The organism is Sulfitobacter sp. SBS6 (genome assembly GCF_048285585.1).
GTDB lineage: Bacteria > Pseudomonadota > Alphaproteobacteria > Rhodobacterales > Rhodobacteraceae > Sulfitobacter > Sulfitobacter pontiacus.
In genome coordinates this window covers 744,599-763,320 of record NZ_JBLWBA010000005.1, presented here as the reverse complement: position 1 = coordinate 763,320, position 18,722 = coordinate 744,599, and the positions used below count along the sequence as shown (strand labels likewise).

21 protein-coding genes are annotated in these 18,722 nt (G+C 61.0%); 12 read left to right on the top strand and 9 right to left on the bottom strand.

Translation table 11 applies throughout. The features are described from left to right. Nucleotides 1–29: 29 nt before the first annotated feature. On the bottom strand, nt 30–1,115 hold the full coding sequence (locus tag ACNQ62_RS07150) for a hypothetical protein (RefSeq protein WP_418094499.1): 1,086 nt from the start codon (nt 1,113–1,115) through the stop codon (nt 30–32). Nucleotides 1,116–1,316: 201 nt separating this feature from the next. Here ACNQ62_RS07150 and thyX point away from each other — a divergent pair, with 201 nt between their 5' ends. The 3 genes from thyX (at nt 1,317) to ACNQ62_RS07135 (ending at nt 4,181) form a co-directional block, all read left to right on the top strand. Then, complete coding sequence (thyX, locus tag ACNQ62_RS07145; RefSeq protein ID WP_418094498.1) at nt 1,317–2,240, top strand: FAD-dependent thymidylate synthase; 924 nt, start codon at nt 1,317–1,319, stop codon at nt 2,238–2,240. Next, nucleotides 2,233–2,715 carry a hypothetical protein gene (locus ACNQ62_RS07140; protein WP_418094497.1) on the top strand — a complete coding sequence of 161 codons (483 nt, stop codon included), beginning with the start codon at nt 2,233–2,235 and terminating at the stop codon, nt 2,713–2,715. The genes thyX and ACNQ62_RS07140 overlap by 8 nt, the downstream gene beginning before the upstream one ends. A 1,172-nt stretch (nt 2,716–3,887) precedes the next feature. After that, nucleotides 3,888–4,181 carry a hypothetical protein gene (locus ACNQ62_RS07135; RefSeq protein ID WP_235183766.1) on the top strand — a complete coding sequence of 98 codons (294 nt, stop codon included), beginning with the start codon at nt 3,888–3,890 and terminating at the stop codon, nt 4,179–4,181. A gap of 70 nt (nt 4,182–4,251) precedes the next feature. Here ACNQ62_RS07135 and ACNQ62_RS07130 read toward each other — a convergent pair whose 3' ends face one another. Beyond that, the gene (locus tag ACNQ62_RS07130; RefSeq protein WP_005852411.1) at nt 4,252–4,458 is read right to left on the bottom strand and encodes a cold-shock protein; all 207 of its coding nucleotides are present in this window, start codon (nt 4,456–4,458) and stop codon (nt 4,252–4,254) included. 155 nt (nt 4,459–4,613) lie between these two features. On the opposite strand from ACNQ62_RS07130, the gene ACNQ62_RS07125 reads away from it, so the two are divergent. Then, complete coding sequence (locus ACNQ62_RS07125) at nt 4,614–4,934, top strand: arsenate reductase family protein (RefSeq protein ID WP_418094496.1); 321 nt, start codon at nt 4,614–4,616, stop codon at nt 4,932–4,934. A 3-nt stretch (nt 4,935–4,937) separates the two neighbouring features. Here the strand turns inward: ACNQ62_RS07125 and ACNQ62_RS07120 are convergent, their stop codons facing one another. From ACNQ62_RS07120 to thrS, 5 genes are all read right to left on the bottom strand, one after another. Further along, nucleotides 4,938–5,468: a DoxX family protein gene (locus ACNQ62_RS07120; RefSeq protein ID WP_064217441.1), complete on the bottom strand. Its 531-nt coding sequence runs from the start codon at nt 5,466–5,468 to the stop codon at nt 4,938–4,940. A gap of 1 nt (nt 5,469) precedes the next feature. After that, nucleotides 5,470–6,219: a putative DNA-binding domain-containing protein gene (locus ACNQ62_RS07115; RefSeq protein ID WP_418094495.1), complete on the bottom strand. Its 750-nt coding sequence runs from the start codon at nt 6,217–6,219 to the stop codon at nt 5,470–5,472. Then, nucleotides 6,216–7,064 (bottom strand): DUF692 domain-containing protein, encoded by an 849-nt coding sequence (locus ACNQ62_RS07110; protein ID WP_418094494.1) that lies wholly within the window; start codon nt 7,062–7,064, stop codon nt 6,216–6,218. Before ACNQ62_RS07110 ends, ACNQ62_RS07115 begins: the two co-directional genes overlap by 4 nt. Nucleotides 7,065–7,155: 91 nt before the next feature. Next, nucleotides 7,156–7,458, bottom strand: coding sequence for a DUF2282 domain-containing protein (locus ACNQ62_RS07105; protein ID WP_005852422.1), 303 nt, complete (start codon nt 7,456–7,458; stop codon nt 7,156–7,158). Between the two features lie 220 nt (nt 7,459–7,678). Beyond that, nucleotides 7,679–9,628, bottom strand: coding sequence for a threonine--tRNA ligase (gene thrS / locus ACNQ62_RS07100; RefSeq protein ID WP_009826554.1), 1,950 nt, complete (start codon nt 9,626–9,628; stop codon nt 7,679–7,681). A gap of 204 nt (nt 9,629–9,832) precedes the next feature. On the opposite strand from thrS, the gene ACNQ62_RS07095 reads away from it, so the two are divergent. The 5 genes from ACNQ62_RS07095 (at nt 9,833) to ACNQ62_RS07075 (ending at nt 13,583) form a co-directional block, all read left to right on the top strand. After that, a complete protein-coding gene (locus tag ACNQ62_RS07095) occupies nt 9,833–11,113 on the top strand; it encodes an MFS transporter (protein WP_407474537.1) in 1,281 nt (426 codons plus the stop codon). 58 nt (nt 11,114–11,171) lie between these two features. Next, nucleotides 11,172–11,405, top strand: coding sequence for a hypothetical protein (locus ACNQ62_RS07090; RefSeq protein WP_005852428.1), 234 nt, complete (start codon nt 11,172–11,174; stop codon nt 11,403–11,405). A gap of 2 nt (nt 11,406–11,407) precedes the next feature. After that, nucleotides 11,408–12,157 (top strand): alpha/beta hydrolase, encoded by a 750-nt coding sequence (locus ACNQ62_RS07085; protein WP_037963050.1) that lies wholly within the window; start codon nt 11,408–11,410, stop codon nt 12,155–12,157. Between the two features lie 35 nt (nt 12,158–12,192). Then, complete coding sequence (locus tag ACNQ62_RS07080; RefSeq protein WP_286698638.1) at nt 12,193–12,807, top strand: hypothetical protein; 615 nt, start codon at nt 12,193–12,195, stop codon at nt 12,805–12,807. 65 nt (nt 12,808–12,872) lie between these two features. Beyond that, a complete protein-coding gene (locus ACNQ62_RS07075) occupies nt 12,873–13,583 on the top strand; it encodes an alpha/beta fold hydrolase (protein ID WP_037943831.1) in 711 nt (236 codons plus the stop codon). A gap of 21 nt (nt 13,584–13,604) precedes the next feature. Here ACNQ62_RS07075 and ACNQ62_RS07070 read toward each other — a convergent pair whose 3' ends face one another. Further along, nucleotides 13,605–14,195 carry a DUF6151 family protein gene (locus ACNQ62_RS07070; protein WP_037963046.1) on the bottom strand — a complete coding sequence of 197 codons (591 nt, stop codon included), beginning with the start codon at nt 14,193–14,195 and terminating at the stop codon, nt 13,605–13,607. Continuing rightward, entirely contained in the window at nt 14,195–15,511 is a 1,317-nt protein-coding gene (gene phaZ, locus ACNQ62_RS07065; protein WP_037943833.1) for a polyhydroxyalkanoate depolymerase, read from the bottom strand. Before phaZ ends, ACNQ62_RS07070 begins: the two co-directional genes overlap by 1 nt. Nucleotides 15,512–15,615: 104 nt before the next feature. On the opposite strand from phaZ, the gene ACNQ62_RS07060 reads away from it, so the two are divergent. The 3 genes from ACNQ62_RS07060 (at nt 15,616) to phaR (ending at nt 18,716) form a co-directional block, all read left to right on the top strand. Next, a complete protein-coding gene (locus ACNQ62_RS07060; RefSeq protein ID WP_418094493.1) occupies nt 15,616–17,421 on the top strand; it encodes a PHA/PHB synthase family protein in 1,806 nt (601 codons plus the stop codon). A 151-nt stretch (nt 17,422–17,572) separates the two neighbouring features. Continuing rightward, on the top strand, nt 17,573–18,016 hold the full coding sequence (locus tag ACNQ62_RS07055) for a phasin family protein (RefSeq protein ID WP_005852437.1): 444 nt from the start codon (nt 17,573–17,575) through the stop codon (nt 18,014–18,016). Between the two features lie 133 nt (nt 18,017–18,149). Further along, nucleotides 18,150–18,716, top strand: a complete 567-nt coding sequence (gene phaR, locus ACNQ62_RS07050) for a polyhydroxyalkanoate synthesis repressor PhaR (protein ID WP_005852439.1) — start codon at nt 18,150–18,152, stop codon at nt 18,714–18,716. Nucleotides 18,717–18,722: the final 6 nt, after the last annotated feature.

Sequence of the window (18,722 nt, the reverse complement as noted above, 5' to 3'; positions counted from 1 at the left end):
TGCACCCTGAGCCACCCGTGCCACCGCGCTTACGGTGTGACGGCCGTGGGATCGCGGTAGATGATGAATCCGCTGGTGTCGCGCGCCGTCACACCTTGCGCCTCTGCCGTGTTCTCAAGCACCAGCACGCCCACGATCTCCTGGCTGTCGTCCCCCGCCATCACGGCGTAATAATTCCCGCTCTCATAGGCGACCTTGTCGCCCTCGTTGTTGACAAAGCTGCTGTTGATCGACCCGATGATCTCTCCGTTGGCATCCAGCGCGCCGGGGCCGACCTCGAACAACGCGGCGGGCAGGCTGGTCAGCGAGGAGCCATTCTCGGTATTGATATTCGCCACCACATCCGACGTGACATCCCGACCGTTCACATCATAGATTCGCCGATTGGTCAGACTGCCCGAAACGCCGTCCCCGACAACGCCACCCTGATCGTTGAAATCGCCAAAATCGACCTGCACGGTCAATGTCCCGGTGGTGTACTGCATCCCGCCAGCGCCCTGGAAATCGCGGATACCGGCGGTGGAGCCGGAATAGATGCCCTGCGCGCCGTTCGCCGTCTCAAGCGTGACGCCGTTTTCGCGCTTGTAGATAAAGCCGCCAAACCCGTAATTCTGGTATTGCCCTGTGCGCACGATCGCGAACTGGGTCTTTGGCGTCCCGCTGGCATCAACGTTCTTGCTGACACCATAGATCGCACTGTGAGTGAACTGGTTGATCGGCTGCCCGGTCTGACTGTCCGCCACGACCTCCGCGCCCTCATAGACGGCGTATGGCCCTAGGCTGCTGACAGGATCGCCGCGGGTGTAGACATTGTCCCCGTCAAAGGCGAGCCCATCAATCGTGAACGTGTCATCCTCGGAGTTATAGGCGAAATCCTTTGCCTCGCCGTTGCCGTTGTCATCCTCTGGCTCGGATCGACGGATGCCGTCGTCGGGGGTAGGGGATGCCGTGCCGGGCGGAAGGCCTTCGCGCGACAGCGTGGCCCCGCCGTCTTCACCCGTGCTCCCGTCAGTACCCGTGCCCGTATCTGCGTCCGTTTCGCCGTTAAACGGCGTCCCATTCCCACATGCTGCCAAAAATGCGCACAGCGCCAGCGCTGATGTCCCGAATTTCATAACTGTCTGCCTCGAAAATTTCTTGTTGATTGCCGCGACAGTCGCCAATCGCGCGCCCTGCTGTCAACGCTCCACTTTGCCTCGCGTGCATTTGCCGCCAAAGTGCTACCCAAAAACAATACCGCATATGGCGGTTCCGGTGGCCTGCTGCCGCAGATATAGTAGACCCCGAATCCACGCCCATATGACAGGACGCCCCCCATGCCGATCAGCCCCGACCAACAAGCCGAAATCGACGCTCTGCGGGCAGAGCCGAAACAGACCCTGCGCGCCGTCTCCGAAGGGATGGAGACCCATCTCTACAAGGCCATTCCCGTGCTCGACCACGGCTTTGTGCGCGTCATCGACTATATGGGCGACGATGCGGCGATCTGTCAGGCGGCCCGCGTCAGCTATGGGCGCGGCACGAAATCGGTGCAGAACGACGAAGGGCTGATCCGCTACCTGATGCGCCACTGGCACTCCACCCCCTTCGAGATGTGCGAGATCAAGCTCCACGTCAAACTGCCCGTCTTTGTCGCGCGCCAGTGGATCCGCCACCGCACCGCCAACGTCAACGAATACTCCGCCCGCTATTCGATCCTGGACCGCGAATTCTACATCCCCGAGCCGTCCCATGTGAACGCCCAAAGCGTGGTGAACAATCAGGGCCGTGGTGGCGTTCTGGAAGGGGCAGAGGCCGCCCGTGTGCTCGAGATCCTCAAGTCCGACAGCAACCGCGCCTATGACAATTACGAGGCGATGATCGCCGAAACCGGCCCCGACGGAGAACCGCAGGACGGTCTGGCACGAGAGCTGGCGCGGATGAACCTGCCGTCGAACATCTACACGCAATGGTACTGGAAGGTGGACCTGCACAACCTGTTCCACTTCCTGCGTCTGCGCGCCGATGCCCACGCCCAATACGAGATCCGCGTCTATGCCGATGCCATCTGCAACGTCGTCGCCGACTGGGTCCCCGCCGCCTACCGCGCCTTCGAGGATTACCGTTTAGGTGGTGCAACCATGTCCAATACAGCTCTTGAGTGTATCCGCCGGATGGTGAAGGGTGAGGAGGTCACGCAGGAGAATAGCGGTATGTCTAAAGGCGAATGGCGGGAGTTTAAGGGAGTGATTGATGGGTGAGGGTGAAAGTGAGAGCATTGCCTTTGAATTAGCCTACGGGCAACTCAGATCGCAAAAAGAAGATTTGCAGTTCTTCAGAGGACAAGCCTCGTTCGCTGCTGCGGTCGCTGGTCTCATTTCGACGGTATTTGCAACGATTTTAGGGGATCAGATAGTTAGCTCTACTGGAATGACGTTTCTTGGTCTTAGCCCTGTCAGCTGGATTATTTTTACGTGCTTTTCTCTGTCCGTAGGGTTTTCGGTAAAGGCTTTCATGGGGTGGAGGTCTTGCACATTTGATTTGAGCCCCGCAATGGCGCTTTACTATTCTGAGCACAATTTGAGCAGCATTGATCTAAAGAAAATGCTAGCATCTGATGCGGATAGATACTTTGATGAAAATGAAGATGTTATAACAGATACGAGGCATTTTTTGGCTTTAGCATTAACCTTTGCTTGGCTACAAATTCCTGCGTGGTTGTTGCTTCTAATGTAATAAGGTGAACTACATGTCCGAGAACAAGAATGCACCATCTAGCCCGCCTCCACCAACTTCTGCCAAGCCGACCATTAGGTCGATTAATGATAGCGGTGGCGGCAAGAAGAAGTAAAACGTCGACCAAAGCCAGGTCGCGGTCTTTCGTTGAAGAGGTGTGCCCAATCTCCGATTGGGCAGCGCCCGAACCGCCCCCACGGGGCGGGCGCTTCGCTTCCACCCCTCGGTTCGGGCGCGGCGGTCCCGATTTAGGTCATCTCATACATCCCCGGCGAAATGCTTCCGCATTCCGCGTCCGACACTTTGAACAGTCCACCGGACTGTTCAATCCGGCTTTGCCGGACCGTCTCTCACCCACCTACACGGGGCGGGTCAGCGGATGCAAAGCATCCGCGTCACCGACGGAGCGAAGGCTTGCCTTCGCGGAGTCGGCGCTTCGCTTCCACCCCTCGGTTCGGGCGCGGCGGTCCCGATTTAGGTCACCTCATACATCCCCGGCGAAATGCTTCCGCATTCCGCGTCCGACACTTTGAACAGTCCACCGGACTGTTCAATCCGGCTTTGCCGGACCGTCTCTCACCCACCTACATGGGGCGGGTCAGCGGATGCAGAGCATCCGCGTTACCGACGGAGCGAAGGCTTGCCTTCGCGGAGCAGGCGCTTTGCTTCCCACCCCTCGGTTCGGGCGCGGCGGTCCCGATTGATTACACCCCATATCTCCCCGGCGCATTTCTCGCGAAATCCGCGTTCGACATTTCAATTCTTCCCCCGGAAGGATTGATTGGGGCTGCGCCCCAACCATGCCTCACCCCAACACGAAGCCGGCACTTGTTCGGGCGTGGCGGTCCCGATTTAGGTCACCGCATACATCTCCGGCGAAATGCTTGCGCATTCCGCGTTCGGCCCTTTGAACAGTCCACTGGACTGTTCAATCCGGCTTTGCCGGACCATGCCTCACACCAGCGAACGCACGCCACCGCACGCCAGTCTAACCAAAAATAAACTAGCAATAACAACAGGTTAAGTTACCCATGGGTAACCCGAGCCCCGCTCCGCAGCCCGCGCCTCTGCCGTTACGCCGTAGCAGCAACACACCCCTGGGGGGCAAAAAGGCTAGACTTGGCCGCTGACGCGGGGCAAATTAAGGGAAATTGAAAATAACGAGGGATATTATGCGTCTAACAACAGGAATGATGGCCGGATTGGGTCTGATGGGCGCGGTTCTGCTGCCCGCGCAGGTCTCGGCAGAGCCCAAGATCTATGCCTACCCGTCCTCGGCCAACTATTGCCCCGCAGGGCTCCAGCCGATCACCATTTCCGGTGTCATCTGCTGCGGCACGCCGAACACCAGCACCAGCTACCAGCAGATGATGGCGCATCCCGCGCCGAAAAAGCACAAGGTGCGGCACTATACGCCGCGTCCCGTCACCTATTCCTGCGTGCCGGGGGAAAAGGGCTGCCGCTAAGCCGCAGCCCCGCGTGCCTTTGCCCGCATGACGACCAGAAAACCCGGTGTCCCTTGGGCATCGGGCTTTTTTACAGCAGTTCCAGATCCGTCGCCATCTGACGGCCATCGCGGCCCTCTGACATCTCGAAGGACACTTTCTGCTCGTCCGCCAGTCCGGTCAGCCCCGACCGTTCCACCGCAGAGATATGGACAAACACATCCGATCCGCCGCCCTCCGGCGCGATGAACCCATATCCTTTGGTGGTGTTAAACCATTTGACTGTACCCGTTGGCATTTCTCAACGCTCCTCATTAATCGCTGTCACAGCGTCGAAAAATTGCTTTCGCCGCCTTACGCGATAAAAGGTTGTTCACCCGCGCCGGAAATCAAGAAATTTCGCGCTGCCCGATTATCTTAGGACATATGAAACCCCAAAAAAGTGAGGTGAGAATGCTGATCTACGGTCTGAAAAACTGCGATACCTGCCGCAAGGCGATCAAGGCGCTGCCCGACGCGCAGCTGGTCGACGTGCGCAAGGACGGTGTCCCCGCCGACGTGCTGGCCCGCGCCCACGCGCAATTCGGGGCAGCACTGGTCAACACCCGGTCGACCACATGGCGCGGTCTGGACGACGCGGAACGCGGTGCCGATCCGTTGGAATTGCTCGCGGCCCATCCCGCCTTGATGAAACGCCCCCTGATCGCGGTGGGGGAGGATCTGTTCCTCGGCTGGAACGACGTGACAGAGGCAAAGGTCAAAGCCGCGCAGTAACCCTCAGCGGCGGCGCGCCAGCAAGACGCGATCCAGCGCAACCGGCCCGCCGCCCTTGACCACCAGCACCACCAGCAGCAGCACCCAAAGCCCGCGTTGGTCCAGAATGGTCCCGTCCGGCAGACGGTCAAACCACTGACCAAGCGCGCTCCATTGCCCGTGGCCGTATAGATCGGTGAGCGATTGCAGCACCACAAAGCCGATCATCCCCAAGGCCGCAAACCGTGTGAACAGCCCCAGCACGATCAACGCGGGCAGCACGAACTCCGCCAGCGTCCCCGCATAGGCCACCAGCCCCTGCCACGCCGATAGTGCAGTCGCGTCATAGCCCGCCGCCTCGAACGCGCGGGGGAAGATCTGGACATAGGCACCGGTGCTCAGCGTGAACAGACCGTCAAGCTTCGTCAGGCCGGAGGTAAAGAAATATTGCGTCAGCACCGCGGCGAACAGGAACCGCGCCAAGGTGGGCAGCAGCCAATCTTGTGCGGTGATCCAGCCGGTCGCGCGATCGTAAAGGGTGAGGGTCTTCAGCATCTTATCCGCCGTTCTTTGCGCAAAACGCGCCGGTTGCAAAGCACAGGCCCAAAGCCGCGCCAAGGTCGAAATCGGGGTGCGTGGCCAGCGCGGTGTCATGGGCCTGATCAAGCGTGGCACCCCCAGCCAAGGCGGCGAACCATGCGCCGCCGCCGGGGGGCAACAGATGCGGGGCGGGGTCGAAGTCGGGACGGGTGATCAACACGTCCTGCGCCTGCATTTGCGGCTTGGGGGCATCCGCCTGCATGTTGAACCGCCAGATGTCATACAGCGGCCAGTCAGAGCGGAGCAGCACCGTCGCGGGGGCGGGGGGCAGCTGCGCCTGCATCATCGCGTCGGGCTCAATCTGCTGGAAGGCGGCAAGGTCGAAGGGCGCGCTGTCGGCGGCGTGATAGGACCGGCGGAGTGCCAGGTCGAGACGGGCGCAATCGGGGAGGTAACCCATCTTTGACAAAGGCGGTTGCGCGGCAAGAAACTGCGGAAAATCAGCGCCATAGTGCATCATTAACGGAGAGCTCGGCGGATGCGCACGCACAAAGGCGGGGGCGATCTGGTCGAAGTTCTGCGTGCCCAGAATCTTGACCACCAAGGGAAAGGCGCTGTGCAGCGCGCCAATGAGCGAATGGGTGACGTTGTTGCGGTAAACGTCATAGCGCGTGTCAGCGGGCGCGCCAGCGGCACCGCGCAGCCCCTCGGGGCGGTCCTGCGTCGGGTCCAGCAGGGGCCTACGAAACCGGTGCAGCGTGGTCATCGGGCCAGCACATCCGCCGCACGCTCTGCCTCGGCGCGCAGGGTTGGCCAATCGGGCACGTCATTGTCCCATTCCACCAGCACGGGCTTGGGGCCGGTACGGTCCAGCGTATAGGCCAGCAAATCCCAGACGGGGTCGACCACGGGGCGGCTGTGGCTGTCGATCAGCAGCGGCTGGTTGAAACCGACGCTGTCTTCCTCGTGACCGCCGACGTGAAGCTCGCCCACGGCGTCTACCGGATAGGCGTCGATATAGTCGCGCGGGGAGAGGGCGAGGTTTCTCGCTGAAATGAAGACATTGTTGACATCCAGCAATAAACCACACGAGGTCCGGTGGGTTAGCTCGGCTAAAAAGTCAGTTTCAGACAAGGTGGATTCATCAAAGGCGAGGTAGCTCGAAGGGTTTTCCAGCAGCATTTGACGCCCGATCGTGTCTTGCACCTGACTGATGTGATCCGCCACGCGGGACAGGGTGGCTTCGGTATAGGGGAGGGGCAACAGGTCGTTCAGGAACTCGCTATCATGGGTGGACCATGCAAGATGTTCGGAGAAACTGGCAGGGTTTGCCCAGTCACAGAGCTTTTTCAAACGGGCGAGGTGGTCGCGATCCAATGGCATCTCGCCACCGATGCTCAGCCCGACGCCGTGAACGGAGAGGGCGAATTTTTCGGACAAGGCGCGCAGTTGCGCCAGCGGGCGGCCGCCATCGCCCATGTAATTCTCTGCATGGATTTCGATCCATTCAACTGGACCAGGATCGTCTTGCAGGTCTTTGAAATGCTGGGGTTTATAGCCGACGCCCGGGCTTGCGGGCAATGTGTCGAAACGGGTGGCACCGTCTGGCATAAGAGGCTCCCTATCCGAGGGGTCGTGTAAAGGGGCCTGCGCGGCGGCATGGGGCGTGCCGCGCAGGCGAAGGGTTTAGGCCGCTAAGGGCTTAGGCTGGCAGGTCGCGGTCCAGCGCTTCGAGGGAGCCCATACGCTCGGACCCGTCTGCCATTGCGGGCAGTTCCATGTCGGCGCAGGTGCCTGCGTCAACCAGTTTCCAGGCGTTGCCCTGGTAGTCGGTGACGGATGTGCCAGCGCATGTGGTGCCCGGGCCTGCGGCGCAGTCATTCTGACCGGCAAGCGCCACGCCGTAGCATTTTTCTTTCGACGCGGCGTTTGCTGCGGTCGAATGTGCGGACAGGGCAGCGGCAACTGCGCCTGCAACGGCGAGTGTTTTCATTGTGTTGGACATTGGTGTTTCCTCCTGAGGTTGGTTGCTTGTCGATAAGGACATTAAGCCGCGTGGGGTGCGACAAAGCTACTCACATCGGAGTGTGTCACGGAGGCGTCAGAAAATCGCCGGTTTTTTTGTAACAATTCGCGAGATTCCAGCGTTGGGAGGCGCAATTTTGAAACATAGTGACATGTTCGGGGCGCAAGTTCGTTGCGCCCCGAGGGGTTTGTTACAGTTTTCAGCCGCGTAAATCGGGCGGTGTGGCTTCGATGCCCAAGGCGTTCGCCACATCCGACAGCGCCTGAACCGAGGTCTGCTTTTCCCCCAGACGGCGGACGGACACGGTTTTCTCTTCGACTTCGCGCGCGCCGACTGCAAGGATCACCGGCACTTTGCCGACCGAATGTTCACGGACCTTGTAGTTGATCTTTTCGTTGCGGATGTCGGCCTCGGCGCGGACGCCTTGCGCCTTGAGGGTGGCGACGACCTCGTGCACGTAGTCATCCGCCTCGGAGGTGATGGAGGCGACGACGACCTGACGCGGGGCGAGCCAGAAGGGCAGCTTGCCCGCGTGTTCTTCGATCAGGATGCCGATAAAGCGTTCGAACGACCCCAAGGTGGCGCGGTGCAGCATGACGGGGCGGTGTTTCGCGCCGTCCGATCCGATATAGGTCGCGTCCAGCCGTTCGGGCAGCACGAAGTCCACCTGATGGGTGCCGCACTGCCAGTCACGGCCGATGGCGTCGGTCAGCACGAATTCCAGTTTCGGGCCGTAGAACGCGCCTTCGCCGGGGTTGAGCGTGGGTTCGATGCCTGCCTTGCGGGTGGCCGAGAGCAACGCCGCCTCGGCCTTGTCCCAGACCTCGTCCGAGCCGGAGCGTTTTTCGGGACGGTCCGAGAATTTGACGCTGAAGTTTTCGAAGCCGAGGTCTTTGTAGATGCCCGACAGGAATTCGATGAACTTGGCGGTTTCGGCTTCGATCTGGTCTTCGGCGCAGAAAATATGGCCGTCATCCTGTGTAAAGCCGCGCACGCGCATGATCCCGTGCAGCGCGCCCGAGGGTTCATAGCGGTTGCATGATCCGAATTCGGCCATGCGCAGGGGCAGGTCGCGGTAGGATTTCAGACCCTGGTTAAAGATCTGCACGTGGCAGGGGCAGTTCATCGGTTTCAGCGCGTTGACCGATTTCTCGCGGGCGTGTTCCTCGTCCACTTCGACGATGAACATGTGGTCTTGGTATTTCTCCCAGTGGCCGGAGGCTTCCCAGAGTTTACGGTCCACGACCTGCGGTGTGTTCACCTCGACATAGCCGCCGGCGCGTTGCTTGCGGCGCATGTAGTCTTGCAGCTGGGTGTAGATCAGCCAGCCGTTGGCGTGCCAGAAAACCTGACCGGGGGCCTCTTCCTGCATGTGATAAAGGTCCATCTCGCGGCCCAGCTTGCGGTGGTCGCGTTTGGCGGCCTCTTCCAGCATGTTCAGGTGGGCTTTCAGCTTTTCCTTGCCGGTGAAGGCCACGCCGTAGATGCGTTGCAGCATGGCGCGGTCGCTGTCGCCGCGCCAGTAGGCCCCCGCGATGGACATCAGTTTGAACGCGTCGCCCGGCACCTGTCCGGTGTGTTGTAGGTGCGGTCCACGGCACAGGTCTTGCCAGTCGCCGTGCCAATACATGCGCAGCGGTTCGTCGCCGGGGATGCTGTTGATCAGCTCGACCTTATAGGGTTCGCCGTTGTCCTCGTAGTGCTTGATCGCGCGCTCGCGGTCCCAGACCTCGGTCCGGACGGGGTCACGCTTGTTGATGATTTCCTTCATCTTCTTTTCGATCAGGCCAAGGTCTTCGGGGGTGAAGGATTCCTTACGGTCAAAGTCATAGTACCAGCCGTCCTTGATGACGGGGCCGATGGTGACTTTTGTGTCGGGCCAAAGCTCTTGCACGGCGCGGGCCATGATGTGGGCGAGGTCGTGGCGCACCAGCTCGTTCGCTTGGGCTTCGTCGGCCATGGTGTGGATCGCGATGCTGGCGTCCGCGTTGATCGGCCATGCCAGATCGTAATGGGCACCGTCCACGGTGGCGCTGATCGCTTTCTTGCCAAGCGATTTGGAGATGTCGTTCGCCACGTCGCCCGCAGTGATACCTGCGTCGTACTGACGTGCGTTGCCATCGGGAAGGGTGAGGGTGATCTGGGCCATTTGGGCCTCCTCGTCGGTTTGGCGCCTACGAGACGCCCGGTTGCGGGTTATATGCGTCCGGCCTGTTTGGCGTCGGTGGTCTGGCTTGTCAATATCGCGGTGGGGCGCGCGGGCGCGGCGTGTGAAATGGGGCGCTGTCCTTTCCTTGGGGGCGCGGTGCCATAGATAACATCAGATTAACGGACAGCGACGGGACGCGAAGACATGCAGGATGATGTGGCGCAGCGGGCGTTTGAGACGCTTTCAGGGGCAGAGGGTGACGCGCAGGACCTGTCGCCCCACGCGCAAGAGGCCGAGGCCCCGAACGCCCTGCGCCATATCGCCAGCCTGACCATGACCAAAGTGGCTGACGGGCTGATTGACCCCAAGCTCATGCTGTCGTGGCTGCTGACGGCACTTGGTGCGCCTGCGGTCTATGCCGGGGCGCTGGTGCCGATCCGCGAGGCGGGGGCGCTGTTGCCGCAGATCGTCATGGCGGGCTGGGTGCAGGCGATGGCGCGGCGCAAATGGGCGTGGGTCGCGGGATCTGCGGGGCAGGGCATTTTCGCGGCGCTGATCGTGCTGGCGGCGCTCACGTTGGACGGATCAGCGGCGGGGCTGGCGATTTGCGCGGCGCTGGCGGGGCTGGCGGTCAGCCGCGCGGCCTGTTCGGTGTCGTATAAGGATATCCTTGGCAAGACCGTGGGCAAGTCGCGGCGCGGGTCGATCACGGGCACGGCGGGGTCTGTCGCCTCTGCCGGGGTGCTGGTGCTGGCGCTTTTGCTGATGTCGGGGTTGGTGCAGGATCGCGGCGTGGTGATCGCGGCGATCGGGCTGGCGGCCGCACTATGGGGCGGCGCGGCGCTGTTGTTTTCCACGCTGGACGAGGCCAAAAGCGAGGGCGGCAAGGCGACGCCTGCCAGTTTCTCTATCCTGAAGGAGGACGCGAACCTGCGGCGGTTCATTCTGGTGCGCGGGCTGCTGGTCGCCACATCGCTTGCGCCGCCGTATTTTGTGGTGCTGGCGGGGGGCGAGGATCAATCCGCCCTTGGCCAGCTTGGCGCGCTGGTGCTCGCCTCGGCTTTGGCGTCGCTGTTAAGCTCCTACGTCTGGGGGCGGCTGTCGGACCAGTCGAGCCGCCGTGTGCTGATGTTGACCGGCATTGTCGGGGCCTTGGCGATGGGGGGCGCGGTGGCGCTGGCGCTGCTTGGGATGGCGACGCAGATCTGGGCCATGCCGCTGGTGCTGTTCATCCTGATGATCGCCTACCACGGGGTGCGGCAGGGGCGGTCTACCTATCTGGTGGATATGTCGCCCAAGGACCAGCGGTCGGCCTATGCCGCCGTGTCCAACACGGTGATTGGCGGGCTGCTGTTGGTCGCGGGCGTGGCGGGGGGCGGTGCCGCGTTGATCGGGCCGGTGGCAACGCTGGTTCTATTCGCAGTCATGTCCGCAGGGGCCGCGATTGCGGCGCTTGGGCTGCGCGAAGTCGAAGCGGCGGATTGATCGTCGGGGCGGCGGGGCGTATGACTGGGGCGCGCATTTGATCCAAAGGGGTTCGCCCATGTCCAAACACAACCGCAACTTCGAGCTGACGATCAGCGATATCGACCTGATCGAGGCAGCGCTACATGTGACCAAACGCGATCTGTCGATGGATGCGCTGAATGACACCGCATCGATGCTGCCCGCCGATGCCGCCAAAGACAGCCTGCGCCGGATCGACGATCTGCTGGGCCGTCTGCACAATCAGAAGATCTTTTATCGCCCCGCCAAGGGCACCTATCTGGGGGGCTGAGGATGACGGCGCCGATGTATCTGGAGACGCCTCAAGGGCGGCGGCTGGCCTATCACAAGACCGAAGGCACAGGCCCCTGCGTGGTGTTTCTGGGCGGTCTGAAATCCGACATGATGGGCACCAAGGCGGTGTTCCTTGAAGACTGGGCCAAACGCGAGGGGCGGGCGTTCTTGCGGTTCGATTATTCGGGTCACGGGGAATCTTCTGGCGCGTTCACGGAGGGCTGCATTGGCGATTGGGCCGAAGACACGTTGGCCGCGGTAGAAGCGTTGACCGAGGGCCCGATCCTGCCGGTGGGATCATCCATGGGCGGCTGGCAATCTCTGCTGCTGGTGCGCGCGCTGCCCGCGCGGATCGCGGGGCTGGTGACCATCGCCGCGGCACCTGATTTTACCGAAGACGGCTATTGGGCCAGCTTCACCGAGGCGCAGAAACAGACTTTGGCCGAGACGGGGCAGGTCGAACTGCCGTCCGATTATATGGAGCCTTACATCATCACCCGCCGGATGATCGAGGACGGGCGCAAGCAGCTGGTGCTGCGCGATCCGCTGCATCTGCCGTTCCCGACGCGCTTTCTGCAAGGCACCGCAGACACCGCCGTCAGCGTTGCCACAGCCGTGCGTCTGCTGGAACATGCGCAGGGGCCGGACATGCAGTTGCAACTGGTCAAGGATGCGGACCACCGCTTTTCGGACGACCGCTGTCTGGAACTGCTGATCCAAGCGGTGGAAGAGGTCTCTGCCACGGCCTGAGGATTGGGGGCTTTGCCATGCGTAAACCGGCCAGCATGTGGAGCCTTGAAACCTTTGGGCGGGTCCGGCTGTCGCGGCATTTCTTTATGCGCGATTTCATGTACTCCGAGATCTCGGGGTTTCACGGGCAGCCCAATATCCCCGACAATCCCGATCTTGCCATCGAAAACGGACGGGCCTTCTGCACGACCTTGCTGGACCCGCTAGAGGAAACCTTTGGCCGGATCGCCGTGCGGTCGGGGTATCGGTCGGCGGCGCTGAATGCCTATGGCAACCGGCACAAGCTGAATTGCGCGGCCAATGACAACCCGATCGAATGTCACATCTGGGACCGTGGCGCAGAGGCGCAGGCGATTGCGGGGGCGACCATCGTGATCCCGTGGTTTGCCGACCAGTATGATCAGGGGCGCGACTGGCGTGATCTGGCGTGGTGGGTGCATGACCATCTGCCCTATTCCGAGATGTGGTTCTTCCCCAAGCTCGCCGCCTTCAACCTGACGTGGAGACCGCAGCCGCTGCGCAGCATCTCAAGCTATATCGCGCCGCGCGGGATGCTGTTGCGCGGCGGGAAGTCGCCGTCGGAGCCCTTGGCACAGCGCCGTGCGCGCTATGGCGATTTTCCGCCCTTGCGTGGCATCGCCTATCCGTGATGAGGTGCGGCGCAGCAGCAGTGTCCCGAAGTGACGCGAATTTATGACTAGTGACAGGGACATACATGGCTGACCCTCTTGTTCTTCTGCCGGGCCTCATGTCTGACGCGCGGGTGTTCTGGCCGCAGATCGCCGAGCTGTCGGCGAAAACCGCTGTGACTGTCGCCCCGATTACCCAAGGCGAGCGGATCGAGGAAATCGCCTCTGGTCTGCTGGACCAGTTGCCCAAGCGTTTCGCGCTGGCAGGCTTGGGGTTGGGCGGTGCTGTCGCGCTTGAGATTTTGCGCCGTGCGCCGGATCGGTTGACGCGGTTGGCGTTGATCGATGCCAGCCCGCTGGCCGAAACGCCGCAGAGTGCTGCCGCGCGCGAGATGTTGATCGTCAAGGTCAAGTCGGGGCGGCTGGCCGATGCCATGCGCGAAGAGCTGAACCCCGTCTGGCTGGCCCCCGGTCCGGACCGCGCGGCGATTTTGGAGATTGCGCTGGATATGGCCGACACGCTGGGGCCGGAAGTCTATGTGCGCCAAGCCCGCGCCTTGCAACGGGCCCGTGACCAGCAGGCGGTATTGCGCAAGTGCAAGGTGCCGACGTTGGTGATGTGTGGCGAGGTGGGCAGGCTCAACCCCGTCAAGCGCCATAGTTTCATGGCTGAACTGCTGCCTTATGCGATTTTGCGCGTGATCGAGGGGGCAGGGCATCTGCCCACGCTGGAACAGCCCGAAGCCACGACTGCCGCGATCAAGGAATGGTTGAAGATGCCCCTGACCCCTGCGTGATCGGGGCGGGGCAAGTGCGGGTTAGCGCAGCGCCTCGGTGATCGCCTTGCGCTGGTCACGCGGAACGATGTGCACGGGGCGTTTGGGCGTTGCTGTGTCCGGATCGATAAAGGGGTTCACCTTCCAGCGGCCTGTCACCTTGGCCCCGGCTGCCCGCGACAGCGCCCCCCAGATCAACCGTGGCAGCCCTTCGTTCCGCAGCTTGCCCGAGGGCGTCGGGATATAGCCGGTGCCGACGATCGGCCCAAGCGGGGCAGGGTCGGACAGGGTGCGGGTCATGATGCTGGCAAAGGCGAGCTTGGGCTTGCGCAGCGTGTTGAACATCGGCGTGCCACAGCAAGAGGCATACCAGCGCAGCAGATTTGTCTCCCCGAAGGAAAACACCGACAATTTGTCGAAACCCTGATCGAAGTGGAACCTGTCGGGCGTGGTCTGGAACAGTTGGATCGCCCGTGGCGCGGGGTCGGGCTGGTCGAGGTAGACCTCGGCCGCGCGGCAATCGATGCAGTGGCATTGGGCGTGGCTGCCGCGCGCGGGTGTCACGCCGCGCAGGGTCCCTTTGACCGTGCCGCAGGCACAGGCAAAGGGCAGGTCACGCGGCGCGGCGGGCATTATGCCGTCGACTTCTGTGCGGGGATCGAGGTTTTACCCGCGCTGGCCGGGGCCGCAGGGGCCTTGGGGGCTGTCGCCTTGGCCGTGCGCTGGTTGTCGTCGATGAACTTCAGCACCAGCGGGCGGATATTCTCGCGCCAGCTTTTGCCGGCAAAGATCCCGTAGTGCCCTGCGCCGTCTTCAAGGTGGCTTGCCTTTTTGTCGTCGGGCAGGCCGGTGCAGAGGTTCAGCGCCGCGATACATTGACCGGGGGCCGAGATATCGTCCTTGGTGCCCTCGACCGTTTTGACGGCGACATCGGTGATCTTGCCGATGTCCACGGGCTGACCCTTGATCGAGAAGCTGTTGGTGCCGATCTCGTTGTCCTTGAAGATCCGCTGCACGGTGGAGAGGTAGAATTCAGCGGGCATGTCCATCACGGCGAGGTATTCGTCGTAGAACTTGTTGTGTTTGTCGTGGTCGCCGGCCAGCCCCTGTGCGACACGCATGATCTGGTCGCGGAAGGCCTTGGCATGGGTTTCGGCGTTCATCGTGATAAAGGAATTCAGCTGCAGCAGACCGGGATAGACCTTGCGGCCCACGCCCTGGTGCTGGAAGCCGACCTGCTGGATCATCATCTCTTGCAGTTGGTTCATGTTCACGCGGTGGCCGAAATCCGTCACCTCTGTCGGGCTGGCCGCGGTGTCGATGGGGCCGCCGATCAATGTGAGCGAGCTTGGCTGCGCCTTGGGGTCCTGTTCCGCCAGATAGGCCGTCGCGGCGAGGGTCAGCGGGGCGGGTTGGCACACGGCGATGACATGCACGTCGGGGCCCAGATGGCGCATATAGTCAACGAGCCGCAGGGTATAATCCTCTACGTCGAACTTGCCGGCGCTGACGGGGATGTCGCGGGCGTTGTGCCAGTCGGTGATATAAAGGTCCGCGTCCGGGATCAGGCTGATGACGGTCGACCGCAGCAGCGTCGCATAGTGGCCCGACATGGGCGCGACCAGCAGGATCTTGCGCTTGGGCGCATCGCGGCCCTGTACGACGAAATGCACCAGATCGCCAAAGGCACCTTCCAGCTCTTTCTCGATCAGGACGGGATGGTCCGCACCATCAACGCCCACGGCGGGGGGGATATCCCAATCAGGTTTGACCACCATGCGCGAAAAGCTGCGTTCGGTCACTTCGCCCCATGCGGCCATCCAGTTCAGCGCAGGGTTCGGGATGGCGGCAAAAGCGGGATACGATGCCATCGCCAACGCCGTGGCACCCAGCCACTGGTTGGTGTTTCTCATCGTTTCCATTAAATCGTAAGATGCCATATACTTCATGTAAGGGGTCTCCTGTTGGGGGCCTTGTGCCCGGCATCTTGTCAGACCCTCCCCCAAAGGTCGGCGCGATGCTGCAGGTGCAAACATAGGGAGGAACGGTTAGCATGACAATAAAAACAACCAAGACCGACGCAGAGAGCTCCAAGGCACAGGAACGTATGGCGGAAAACCTGCGTAAGGTCGAAGCGCTTGGCGCGCGGCTGTCGCAGATCATGGTCGGGCGGGACACGCATCAGGCGAGTTTGGACGGCCCGAATCAAGAGCTGTTTGCAAAGGCCGCCGCGTCCTACTGGACCGAAGCCGTACAGAACCCCGCCAAGATGATCGAACAGCAGGTATCCTACTGGAGCAAATCCGTCGGCCACTTTATGGAGGCGCAACAGGCGCTGGCCAAAGGCAAGCTGGCCGCGCCGGAAGATACCTCGCCCGAGGATCGCCGCTTTGCCAACCCGCTGTGGAAATCGCACCCCTATTTCAACTTTGTCAAACAGCAGTACCAGATCAACGCAGAGGCCCTGGGCCAAGCGGTGGATCATGTGGCCGATTTGGCCCCGCATGAAAAGAAACGGCTGCAATACTTCAGCCGCCAGATCATCGACATGATGAGCCCGACCAATTTTCTGGCCACCAACCCCGATGCGCTGGAACGCGCTGTGGCGACCGAGGGCGAAAGCCTGATCCGCGGGCTGGAGAACCTGATTGCCGATCTGGAGGCGAATAACGGCGAGCTGATCGTGCGGCTGGCCGATGAAAGCGCGTTTGAACTGGGCCGCAACATCGCCACATCCCCCGGCAAGGTCGTCTATCGCAACAATCTGTTCGAGCTGATCCAATACAGCCCCAGCACCGAAAAGGTCGATGCCACGCCGATCGTGATCTTCCCGCCCTGGATCAATAAATTCTATATCCTTGATCTCAAGGCCCAGAACAGTCTGGTGAAATGGATCGTGGATCAGGGCTATACGCTGTTTATGGTGTCGTGGGTCAATCCGGACCAAAGTCATCGTGACATCGGCATGGGCGACTATATCGAGGACGGGTTCCTGACCGCGATCCGCGAGGTGAAGGAGATCACGGCGCAGGAACAGGTGCACGCCGTAGGCTATTGCATCGCGGGAACCACGCTGTCGCTGACGCTGTCCTTGATGAAGCAGCGCGGCGATACATCCGTCAAATCCGCGACCTTCTTTACCGCGCTCACCGATTTCTCCGATCAGGGGGAGTTCCAGCCCTTCCTGACCGACGACTTTATCGACGGGATCGAGGCAGAGACCAAGGACAAGGGGATCCTGCCTTCGGTCATCATGGCGCGGACCTTCTCTTTCTTGCGGTCGAATGATCTGGTCTATGGGCCCGCGATCAAAAGCTACATGCTGGGCGACACGCCTCCGGCCTTTGATCTGCTGTATTGGAACGGTGACGGGGCGAACCTGCCGCAGCGCATGGCGATGGAGTATCTGCGCGGGCTTTGCCAGCAGAACAAGCTGGTCGAGGGCGGCTTTGAACTGTTGGGGCATCGTCTGAAGCTGGAGGATATCGATGTGCCGCTCATCGCCATCGGCTGCGAGACCGACCACATCGCGCCGTGGAAAGACAGCTATCGCGGCGTGCGCATGATGGGCAGCGCGGACAAGACCTTTGTGATGACCCAATCGGGCCATATCGCGGGGATCGTGAACCCGCCGAGCAAAGGCAAATACGGCCACTACACAAACGACAACCTGTCGCTGGATCACGAGGACTGGCTGGAGGGGGCAAAGTTCCACGAAGGGTCGTGGTGGCCCCGCTGGGGCGCGTGGCTCGAGAATCGCTCTGACGGGAAAGTCGATGCCCGTATTCCGGGTGAAAAGGGCCGTGATACCCTGGGCGAAGCCCCGGGTACCTATGTGGTGCGCAAGGCAAGAGGCTGATCTGATTAGTCAATTTTTTATGGGGCGGCGGGCTGAAATGGCCTGATGCTGCATTGCAGAAAAAACTTGCAATGCCGCACCGCAGCATCTATCTATGGGGTAGTCATAACGTAGCGGTAGACGCCGCTTGACCCCAGAAGGAGAGTTTACCATGACGAAGACACCAGATTTCGCCGCGATGATGAAAGACATGATGGGTGCATTCCCAGTTGACACATCCGCAATGAACGACGCGTTCAAAACAACCGCGACACTGAACGAAAAGCTGTCCGGCGTAGCGCTGAACGCTGCCGAGAAATCCGCCGAGATTTCCAGCAAATGGACAAAAGACACTCTGGCAAAAATGTCCGAGATGTCGAAAGCCAAGCAAGAGCCAGCAGATTACGCCAAAGCAATGACCGAGTTCACCTCGGCTTCTGCTGAAGTCGCGTCCGAGCATATGGCCGCTTTCGCTGAAATCGCGAAGAAGGTCCAGATGGACACAGTCGAGCTGATGATGGCTGCGGGCAAAGACATGTCCGAAGAAGCAACAGCTGCTGTGAAAAAAGCGACATCCGACGCGACAGCCGCCACAAAGAAAGCCGCTGCGAAGTAATCGCACCGGCCTTTGGTTCAGGTAAAGATTGATCAGGGCAGACTTTGCGGTCTGCCCTTTTTTGTGGCACCTATCTTTTTCATTTAAGCTGCCCTAAGCTGCAATGCAGCATGCTATTTGGGAAGGATCTACCGTGACCGAAACAGTCAAGCCCCTGCTTATCAAACGATATGCCAGCCGCCGCCTGTATAATACCGAAACCAGTGACTATGTGACGCTGGATGATATCTCGGGGTTTATCCGCGACGGGCGCGAGGTGCAGATTGTGGACCTGAAATCAGGCGACGATCTGACCCGCCAATATCTGCTGCAAATCATCGCCGAACACGAAAGCCGCGGTGAATCCGTGCTGCCCGTGGATGTGCTCAACGATCTTGTGCGCAGCTATATGTCCCCCGATGCGAGCGTTGTGCCGCAGTTCCTCAAGACATCGTTTGACATGCTGCGCGACGGTCAGGCGCGGGTGCTTGAGAACATGAACACGATCAACCCGATGGCGAAGATGCCCGGTTTCGAGGTCATGCAGGCCCAGCAAGAGGCGTTCATGAAGGCGATGACCGGCAATATGCCGACACCTTGGAACGGCATGGGCAAGACCGACCAGCGCCCCGCCAGCGCCAAGGGCGATGACGCCGAAAGTCTGGATGCGATCAAACAACAACTGGCCGAGCTGCAGGAAAAACTGTCCAAGCTGAAGTGACGGCGC

Coding starts and splice junctions, on each gene's coding strand:
- ACNQ62_RS07150 (WP_418094499.1), bottom strand. CDS start 1,115: ATGAAATTCGGGACATCAGCGCTGGCGCTGTGCGCATTTTTGGCAGCA.
- thyX (WP_418094498.1), top strand. CDS start 1,317: ATGCCGATCAGCCCCGACCAACAAGCCGAAATCGACGCTCTGCGGGCA.
- ACNQ62_RS07140 (WP_418094497.1), top strand. CDS start 2,233: ATGGGTGAGGGTGAAAGTGAGAGCATTGCCTTTGAATTAGCCTACGGG.
- ACNQ62_RS07135 (WP_235183766.1), top strand. CDS start 3,888: ATGCGTCTAACAACAGGAATGATGGCCGGATTGGGTCTGATGGGCGCG.
- ACNQ62_RS07130 (WP_005852411.1), bottom strand. CDS start 4,458: ATGCCAACGGGTACAGTCAAATGGTTTAACACCACCAAAGGATATGGG.
- ACNQ62_RS07125 (WP_418094496.1), top strand. CDS start 4,614: ATGCTGATCTACGGTCTGAAAAACTGCGATACCTGCCGCAAGGCGATC.
- ACNQ62_RS07120 (WP_064217441.1), bottom strand. CDS start 5,468: ATGCTGAAGACCCTCACCCTTTACGATCGCGCGACCGGCTGGATCACC.
- ACNQ62_RS07115 (WP_418094495.1), bottom strand. CDS start 6,219: ATGACCACGCTGCACCGGTTTCGTAGGCCCCTGCTGGACCCGACGCAG.
- ACNQ62_RS07110 (WP_418094494.1), bottom strand. CDS start 7,064: ATGCCAGACGGTGCCACCCGTTTCGACACATTGCCCGCAAGCCCGGGC.
- ACNQ62_RS07105 (WP_005852422.1), bottom strand. CDS start 7,458: ATGTCCAACACAATGAAAACACTCGCCGTTGCAGGCGCAGTTGCCGCT.
- thrS (WP_009826554.1), bottom strand. CDS start 9,628: ATGGCCCAGATCACCCTCACCCTTCCCGATGGCAACGCACGTCAGTAC.
- ACNQ62_RS07095 (WP_407474537.1), top strand. CDS start 9,833: ATGCAGGATGATGTGGCGCAGCGGGCGTTTGAGACGCTTTCAGGGGCA.
- ACNQ62_RS07090 (WP_005852428.1), top strand. CDS start 11,172: ATGTCCAAACACAACCGCAACTTCGAGCTGACGATCAGCGATATCGAC.
- ACNQ62_RS07085 (WP_037963050.1), top strand. CDS start 11,408: ATGACGGCGCCGATGTATCTGGAGACGCCTCAAGGGCGGCGGCTGGCC.
- ACNQ62_RS07080 (WP_286698638.1), top strand. CDS start 12,193: ATGTGGAGCCTTGAAACCTTTGGGCGGGTCCGGCTGTCGCGGCATTTC.
- ACNQ62_RS07075 (WP_037943831.1), top strand. CDS start 12,873: ATGGCTGACCCTCTTGTTCTTCTGCCGGGCCTCATGTCTGACGCGCGG.
- ACNQ62_RS07070 (WP_037963046.1), bottom strand. CDS start 14,195: ATGCCCGCCGCGCCGCGTGACCTGCCCTTTGCCTGTGCCTGCGGCACG.
- phaZ (WP_037943833.1), bottom strand. CDS start 15,511: ATGAAGTATATGGCATCTTACGATTTAATGGAAACGATGAGAAACACC.
- ACNQ62_RS07060 (WP_418094493.1), top strand. CDS start 15,616: ATGACAATAAAAACAACCAAGACCGACGCAGAGAGCTCCAAGGCACAG.
- ACNQ62_RS07055 (WP_005852437.1), top strand. CDS start 17,573: ATGACGAAGACACCAGATTTCGCCGCGATGATGAAAGACATGATGGGT.